The following is a 7597-nucleotide window of genomic DNA, read 5'->3' as shown; positions in this document are numbered from 1 at the left end:
GACTGGCTGCAGGTGCCACAACGTCGTCGAGCCAAGATTGATGACAACTGTGTGCAAAGCAAAACAGCTGACCTTGACGCTAGAATTCATGCTGCCATAAAGACAAAAAATCTCGAAGTCATTGACTCGCTCTGGAACAAGATCAAGACCATGCGCCAGACAGGCCTGGAGAAAAACGGCGAGTTTGGTTGTGAAAACATTGCGTACAAACTGCTACGAAATAAAGGCTGCATTGCCGATCTGATTGCTGCCAAGACAGCAGCCCGAGATCAAGAACTGAGTCTCAACACACGACCTCGTGAACGAAAAACAGTCAACTATGGCATGCGTGATTACTGGTATCCGGGCACGGCCTATGCTGGTCAAGATCATCCTGCCGGCACCGAAGCTGAACAGGTGGATGAAAGCACAGATCCTGATCAACTGAAAAAGATCTTGAATCGCTTCTATTCCAGCTGTGTGAGCAAACTGCAACTGGAAAATCCTCCTGAGTTGAGACTGGAAACCACTCCTGAATGGAGTCAAGAAAATGGCAGCTTTGGACAGTATGATTCGGACTCAAACACCTTGATCCTGGCCACCGCAGGTCGTCATGTGCTGGACATACTTCGCACCATGGCACATGAAATGACTCATCGTCAACAGGACGAGCGCGAGCCTCTACCCATTGATGCTGGTGCGACAGGTAGCCCCTGGGAAGATCAAGCCAATGCCATGGCAGGTCGTATCATGCGAGACTGGGCTGATGAGCAGCCTGAGATGTTTGATGGTGTCACTCTGGAAGAAGCATCGGGCTACATTCCCACACGCAAACAAGCTCGAGATCCCCGTTTTGTCATGGCCCTGACTCGGGATGTACAGCCAGGTGCTGTGGGCCGGGAAGCCAACAAACTGGGTCTCAAAACAGATGCCAATGGCAAGCCTGCACTGTTGATGAAATCTGCCAACACTCTGGCCGAAAGCCTGGCCCAGGAACTGGCTCTGTTTGAAGAACAGGACCTGTTTGAAATCAACATGGGCAGCAAGAATCTGCGCAAAGAAGCTGCCAAGACAGGTGCCTTGGCTGGTATGGAATTTGAGATGATCGTGCCCAACACCGAGACTGACGAGTATCAAGATCAGGAGCCGGACTATGATCAGGATGAGAAAGCCAGCAGCCCCAGTGACATCCGAGACTTTTTCTATGACAATGATTTCAACAGTCGCAGAGATATTGATAGACTGATCGACAGCATGTGGGATGACTACTCACAATGGCAGGGCAAAGCATTTGGTGATCGTTGGTATTCTGACAGCGAATCATTCATCTACGACTACATCAAAGAAAACATGGATGATGATGAAGTCAGAGAGTTGTTGGAACTGGAGCCGGATCAAGATATCACCAGAAAAGAATATCAACTGGCCGCGGACAAGATTGCCTCTGAACAACTACAACCCTGGTATTTGGATGCCGAAACTGACGCTCGAGATCAGTTCTTTGAGGACGACCAGTTTGAGGAATGGTTGGCCGACGCAGACCTAGACACCATGAGTGGCATTGCCCGCAATTACGACATCCAGTGGCCACACTATACCAGCAGCGGTGGCGGCAGCACTAGTATTGCTAATGTAGCAGAAGATTTCAGTGATGCAATTGGCCGTCCGGTCAATGCCAGTGACAGATATCATGGCGGACGTCGCGAAGCCGGACGCTATGTGGTTGAACCCGATGGCAGTCTTGATCCTGACAGTGATGACGATCAAGGCCTGGAGTTTGTGTCACCGCCCCTGCCCATAGATGAAATGCTGAGTGACCTAAACAAGGTCCGTGCCTGGGCAGATCGCACAGGCTGCTACACCAATGATTCAACTGGCCTACACATCAACGTGAGTGTACCAGGCTTTAGCCAAGAAAAACTGGACTTTGTGAAACTGGCTGTGCTGCTGGGCGACGAGCGTGTGCTGGAAAATTTTGGTCGTGCAGGCAATACCTATGCCAAGAGTGCCATGAAGATTGTCAAGGACAACATAAGATCAAATCCCGGTCCTGCGGCTGCACTGTTGACCAAGATGAAAGCCAACATGGATAGTCTTGCTACCAAGGCCATTCACTCGGGCACCACGGCCAAGTACACCAGTATCAATACCAAGGACGGCTATGTGGAATTCCGCAGCCCTGGTGGCGACTGGTTGGGTGACAACTTTGACCTGATTGAACCCACTCTGCTGAGATTTGTTGTGGCCCTGGATGCTGCAATTGATCCTGAAAAGTATCGTCAAGAGTATCAGAAGAAATTGTACAAGTTGCTGACTGCTGACAACAAGGATGACAGCACAATCCGCTACTTTGTGGACTATGTGGCTGGCAAAATACCCAAGGCTGCGTTGCGCAGTTTTGTGAAACAGGCACAACTGGAACGCGGCCTCAAAAAGAATCCTGTTCCAGAGCCGGTGGCAGCCTCAGGACCAAGACAACGCTACGTGGTCAAAAACGCAGCAGGCACTCCGGTGACTCGAGTGGTAGCATCTGACGCTGACACAGCACGAGTCCTGGCCAATCGTTGGTTGCGACAAAACAATCCTGGAATCAATACTGATGAGTTCAGCGTTGAGCCAGAAACAGAGCTCGGTGCACCGGTAGCAGGCAGCACTATGGATCTACAACGTCAACGACAAGCAGCCGCAGCACCCAGCCCAATTCCCGGAGTACAAGACATTGACATAGATATCCCCATAGCACCACCCAGGGGCAACTGGAACGGCCAATGGCGAGTGGTAGACGGCAACACTGGACAAGAATTGCATAGATTTGGCGGCATAGGCAACAGTCAAGCAGATGCCAACAGAATAGCAGGTGAATGGGTCAGAACCAACAGCATCAGTGTGCCAACTGAAGTGTATCCAGTTCTAAGCGAAGGCCGTACACAGGAAGACTATGATCCGTCAAATCCCCCTGGGCCAGAATCTCCACCACAAATGCCCGCAGGCACAATCAAGGTAGATGTGAGTGACATGTACGACTGGTACAAACTGGGACAAAACATATCCAATTTAAAAAGCATAGACAAAAGCACACTGGGCAAAGGACCGCCCAGCACAGTATTTGCATTTGGATCTGAAGAACTGGAAAACATGTACAGTCATGCACTCACACGCCTGGGATTGAAAACACATGATCTTGATGAACCCGGTGAAGAAGATGTGGACGAACAGGTTGTAAATGAATTAAAAATCAACAATGCCTCGGGCATTGGTGCAGTGCCCAACAATCAACAAATTGGATATCAAGGCCTACAAGTGGTCATGCGTCCCAGTATGTTTTTGGAACTGGCGTTGCCTCTAGATGCCAAGTCCGCCGATGAGCGTGAGACCATTGAGTACATCAAAAAGAACCTGGACGAAAAAGGCGTTGGCGCACCGTGGCTCACAGTGGTGGTTCCCGAAGCCTGGGAATCAGAAGATTTTAGCCAGATGGCACATGTGAGTAATCATGACGGTCGCCACAGAATGCACAGTATTCTAGAGCAGGAAGGCAACGATCCTGTGGAAGTACACATCATTGTCCCACACATGCGTCGCAGACACATCACTGATGCCATGGTCGATCAACTAAGATCTGGCGTGCTGAATCAACAGGGACAGTATGTGAGCGGTCCTGTATTTGGAGCGGCCCGATGAGAGCAAGTGAATTTGTCCGCAAGAAAAAGCCACAACAGGAGCTGGATGAACTCAGCTTCCTGGGCTCACCCTGCACCAAAGATTGTTCGGGTCACAGAGCCGGTTATGCCTGGTCCAAAGCCCGTGGTAATCGTAATGCCCTGAGCTACAGCAACAGTTTCAACAACGGTGCAAGATTGGCAGCACAGGGCAAATAGAATAAATAAACAACAAATCGGACTATCCGAAAAAAGGAAGAACCATGAGATCAAGTGAATTTTTAAACGAAGCCGGGCGCGATGGCACCCCAATGACAGATGCTGAATTTGCAGCACAACAAGCACAAGGTGCAAAAAATCTAGATTCTATCAAGGGCTTTGGTAGAAAAATTGCCGGCGCACTCGGCGGCGGAGCACAGGCTGCAACACCGTATCCTGATGCAGCCACAGCAAGAGCCAGTCTTACACCAAGCCAACTAAAATGGTTAGGTGGTGCGGATCCCATGGACAAATACATCATGGCAAGACTGCCTGCACCATTGCCTGGTGAAACAGTTGCAGCAGCACCAGCAGCAGCACCAGTAAAAACAGCTGGCACAGGATATGGCGATGACGACACTTCTGTATTTGCAGCACCAGCAGCACCAGCAGCACCAGCAGCACCAGCAGCACCAGCAGCAACTCCTGTGGCTGATGCTGTGGCAGCCAGTGGTGAGCCCGACAATGTGACTGGTGTGGATGCTGCTGTGGCAGCAAATGCTGCAAATACTGCAAATACTGTGCAAGCCACTACTCCTCCTGCAAAAGCACCTGCCCGTTCCACAATCAGCCCAGCCATCCTGGGATATGCCAGCAGTATGGGACTTTACAAGAATGGCCAACCTGACACAGCAGCTATCAGGGCCTTTCAACAAAAGAATGGCCTCCCTGCCGACGGTAAAATTGGACCCAACACTTCCGGTGCTATTCTGTCTGCTGCGAAACCTGGTGATGCAGGCAGCGGTCGTGGAGGTGCCACGCCATCCGCAACTCCAGCAGCAGCGCCAGCAAGACCAGGTGTTATGAGCACTGCCAGAGAACAGGCTGCATGGGATCGTCAGTATGGCGCAACACACAACACCAACGGCACACCAAAAGGTGCTGTGCGTGAATCAAATTTTGAAGAAAGCGTGAATCGCATGCGTCGCTTGAGCACCTTGCTAAAAGGATAACATGAAATCTTGTGATTTTTTGCCTCGCAGCAGTAGAATTCTAGCCGAGGCGGTGGATCCTGCCGTGCCAGGCAAAATGTATCCTGTACAAGCCGGAGACACCCTGGAAAAATTGGCTCAGGCCGCTGACACCACTGTGTCTGGCCTGCTTTACATGAATCCGGACATTCCTGCCACTGGACAGATAACTGTGGGCAGCAAACTAAAATTACCCAACCTGGGAGAATTTGCTGGCACACAAACAACTGCACCTGCAGTGGGTCCATCCACCAAGATAAAGAATCCAGTCAATCCCAATGAAATCAAATCATATCTGAGCAGCAAAGGACTAGATCGCAATCAAGTTGCAGGTATCATGGCCAACATCCAAGCAGAATCCAGCTTTGACAGTGGGGCCATAGGCGACAGCGGAACCAGTGGCGGCCTAGTACAACACCACGGGCCTCGTTTTAATGGCATGGTTCAGGCTGCAGGCGGTCAAGACCAGTGGCAAAAGAACTGGAAAGCACAGCTGGACTATGCACTAAGCGAGCCTGCGGGTGCTCGTTACAAGAACATGACCTTCCCCACTCCACAAGCTGCCACAAGCTGGTGGACTATCAACTTTGAGATTCCTGCCAACAAAGAACAACAGGCTGCAATCAGAAGTCAGAGTGCAAGTCAATTTGCCTGATAGTTCTAATGACTCATCAGTTTGTGATAGTCAAAGCAGACGTAAGTGTGGACTGGACCGGAGCTGATCCCAACTACAGAGTGTATGTGAACAATGAACTGTTCACAGAACGAACCTGGGTCTGGAGAGAACAGTACCTGGAAGAATTTTTGCAGATCTGGGCAGGACCAGGCAAGTACGAATTACGCTGGGAGCTGGTTCCGCCTGCATGTGGCACAATTGAAGTGAAAAATGTAAGAATTGTAGAAGGTCCCTTGAACTCGCGCATAGTAAAAAATTCACTGTTAAGGATTGAAAATGAGAGCATATGAAATAATGGAAGACATCTCTGTGGGTACCAGTGGATCGGGCAGCATGGCCACTGTAAGCCAGCCCATAGGCATGATCGCAAGATCAGGTGGTTCATTGCTCACAGGTAAATACTCTACAGATCCTACGCCTAACACGCCCAAGGAATACAAAAGGAATAAAAATGCTCGTGGACAGTTTAAAAACTCTATTGGGAACTGAATTTGCCTATTATGTCAAAGTACATGGCTTTCACTGGAATGTTGAAAGTCCGGACTTTTATCAATATCACAAATTTCTCCAAAAGATCTACGAAGATGCCTACAGCGCAATAGATCCCACAGCTGAATACATACGAAGTCTTGGAGAATATGCACCAGGCAGTCTAGAACGTTTTCTAGAACTCAGTGTAATTTCTGCACAAACCAAAATTCCCCGCGCCAGACTCATGCTTGAAGAACTGCTGGCCAATAGTGGGCAAATGGTGGAACTACTTGATCAATGCTTTGCTGAAGCCACACAAGAAAACAAACAAGATGTGGCCAATTTTATTGCTGAACGACTGAGTCAGACCAACAAGTTTGCCTGGCAACTGCGCAGCAGTCTGAAAGAAAATAGAGCATGAGCAACAGCATTGCCAACATACTTAAACGTCTGGCTGTGATAGAGGCAGACGTTACTCCCGCCAAAACCAAGCACGGACTCAATGCACAACAAAAATCAGTGCCGCAATTGCCGGCCTTGTTCAAGCCCGAAACGGTGTCGCCTGTGCTGGGCAGCAACAAGCAATCCAAACCCTTTAGCAAGTACATGGTAGGCGATGATGTGGAACCCACTCAGACTGCACTGGCCGAACGCATGGCCGAAATTGACGAAGACATGCTCAGCAAGGTCAAAAAAGATCTTACACAGTATCTAGATAAATTAGAAAAACAAAATCACCTGGACAGTCACTTGGTCAGCAAGGCCAAACGGGATCTTGAAATTGGTGACGATGAGGAAGTAGACGAAGACCCTACAGAAGACGAACCCAGTGGCGAAGACTATGTTCCGCCGCCCACAATCAATCCTGTGGTAGCCGAAGCCGGTCCTGTAAAAACTATCACTCTAGAAGATGGCACATGCCTGGAATGCTATGGAGACCAAGTGCGCGGTTTTGAAATCCGTCACCTGGGGCGTGTGTTGCCCAGTCGATTCGGTAGTCTGGATGAAGCAGACATGGCAGTGAGAATGTTTCAGGCACATAGAAAACATGCTGCCAGAAATTCCTCAGCAGATTACATAGAAGAAGCATAACATGATACTTGACGAATTTTTCAAACCCAACTCCACTGACACCCTGACGGAACGTGTGACATTTGACGCCAACGGTAAACCGATTTACCCGAACTTGCAAAACTTCCAAGGTGCACCGGCACCAGCACCAGCACCAGCCGCAGCAGCAGCCGATACAGCAGATGATGATGCAGCAGAACCGCCAGTGGGGTCAACTCCAGTGGCCCCAGTAGGTGGTAGCGCACAGCTACAAAACCCAGCAGCAAGAGCTGAATATCAACGAGTGCGGAGCACAGCAGATAAATTCAGTTTTTCAAATCCAGAATTTAGAAAAGAATATGATCGTATTGCACGTTTTCGTGACACTGCATCTAATAGAATAATGTCAGGTAATAGATCCTATAGTCCCGAACCGGGCCTGGCTGCTCGCCAACACCAAGAACTAGTAAAAATGCTGTATCAAATTGATGCTGATTTTGTTCAGGACGCTAACATACTACTAAAAAATTACG

Annotated in this window: 7 protein-coding genes and 1 pseudogene; all 8 read left to right on the top strand. The window is 49.4% G+C overall.

From position 1 onward, the window contains the following. On the top strand, positions 1-3660 hold a 3660-nt coding region (locus tag ABW391_RS27935), incomplete at its 5' end, for an amidoligase family protein (protein WP_353485198.1). Further along, on the top strand, positions 3657-3857 hold the full coding sequence (locus tag ABW391_RS27930) for a hypothetical protein (protein ID WP_353485197.1): 201 nt from the start codon (positions 3657-3659) through the stop codon (positions 3855-3857). The genes ABW391_RS27935 and ABW391_RS27930, both read left to right, overlap by 4 nt. A 44-nt stretch (positions 3858-3901) precedes the next feature. Beyond that, the gene (locus ABW391_RS27925) at positions 3902-4849 is read left to right on the top strand and encodes a peptidoglycan-binding domain-containing protein (protein WP_353485196.1); all 948 of its coding nucleotides are present in this window, start codon (positions 3902-3904) and stop codon (positions 4847-4849) included. A 1-nt stretch (position 4850) separates the two neighbouring features. Continuing rightward, positions 4851-5522: a phage tail tip lysozyme gene (locus ABW391_RS27920; RefSeq protein ID WP_353485195.1), complete on the top strand. Its 672-nt coding sequence runs from the start codon at positions 4851-4853 to the stop codon at positions 5520-5522. 297 nt (positions 5523-5819) lie between these two features. Next, positions 5820-6032 (top strand): hypothetical protein, encoded by a 213-nt coding sequence (locus ABW391_RS27915; RefSeq protein ID WP_353485194.1) that lies wholly within the window; start codon positions 5820-5822, stop codon positions 6030-6032. Beyond that, the gene (locus tag ABW391_RS27910) at positions 6022-6435 is read left to right on the top strand and encodes a Dps family protein (RefSeq protein ID WP_353485193.1); all 414 of its coding nucleotides are present in this window, start codon (positions 6022-6024) and stop codon (positions 6433-6435) included. Before ABW391_RS27915 ends, ABW391_RS27910 begins: the two co-directional genes overlap by 11 nt. Next, positions 6432-7106: a hypothetical protein gene (locus tag ABW391_RS27905; protein ID WP_353485192.1), complete on the top strand. Its 675-nt coding sequence runs from the start codon at positions 6432-6434 to the stop codon at positions 7104-7106. Before ABW391_RS27910 ends, ABW391_RS27905 begins: the two co-directional genes overlap by 4 nt. 1 nt (position 7107) lies before the next feature. Continuing rightward, positions 7108-7597, top strand: a pseudogene (locus ABW391_RS27900) (hypothetical protein); the annotation flags it as partial.

The organism is Haliscomenobacter sp., from assembly GCF_040403615.1.
GTDB lineage: Bacteria > Bacteroidota > Bacteroidia > Chitinophagales > Saprospiraceae > Haliscomenobacter.
This window is presented reverse-complemented; position numbering and strand designations above follow the sequence as displayed.

What these genes read in the sequence shown, in the direction of transcription:
- ABW391_RS27920 (WP_353485195.1), top strand. Translation starts at nt 4,851, where the DNA reads ATGAAATCTTGTGATTTTTTGCCTCGCAGCAGTAGAATTCTAGCCGAG.
- ABW391_RS27925 (WP_353485196.1), top strand. Translation starts at nt 3,902, where the DNA reads ATGAGATCAAGTGAATTTTTAAACGAAGCCGGGCGCGATGGCACCCCA.
- ABW391_RS27905 (WP_353485192.1), top strand. Translation starts at nt 6,432, where the DNA reads ATGAGCAACAGCATTGCCAACATACTTAAACGTCTGGCTGTGATAGAG.
- ABW391_RS27915 (WP_353485194.1), top strand. Translation starts at nt 5,820, where the DNA reads ATGAGAGCATATGAAATAATGGAAGACATCTCTGTGGGTACCAGTGGA.
- ABW391_RS27930 (WP_353485197.1), top strand. Translation starts at nt 3,657, where the DNA reads ATGAGAGCAAGTGAATTTGTCCGCAAGAAAAAGCCACAACAGGAGCTG.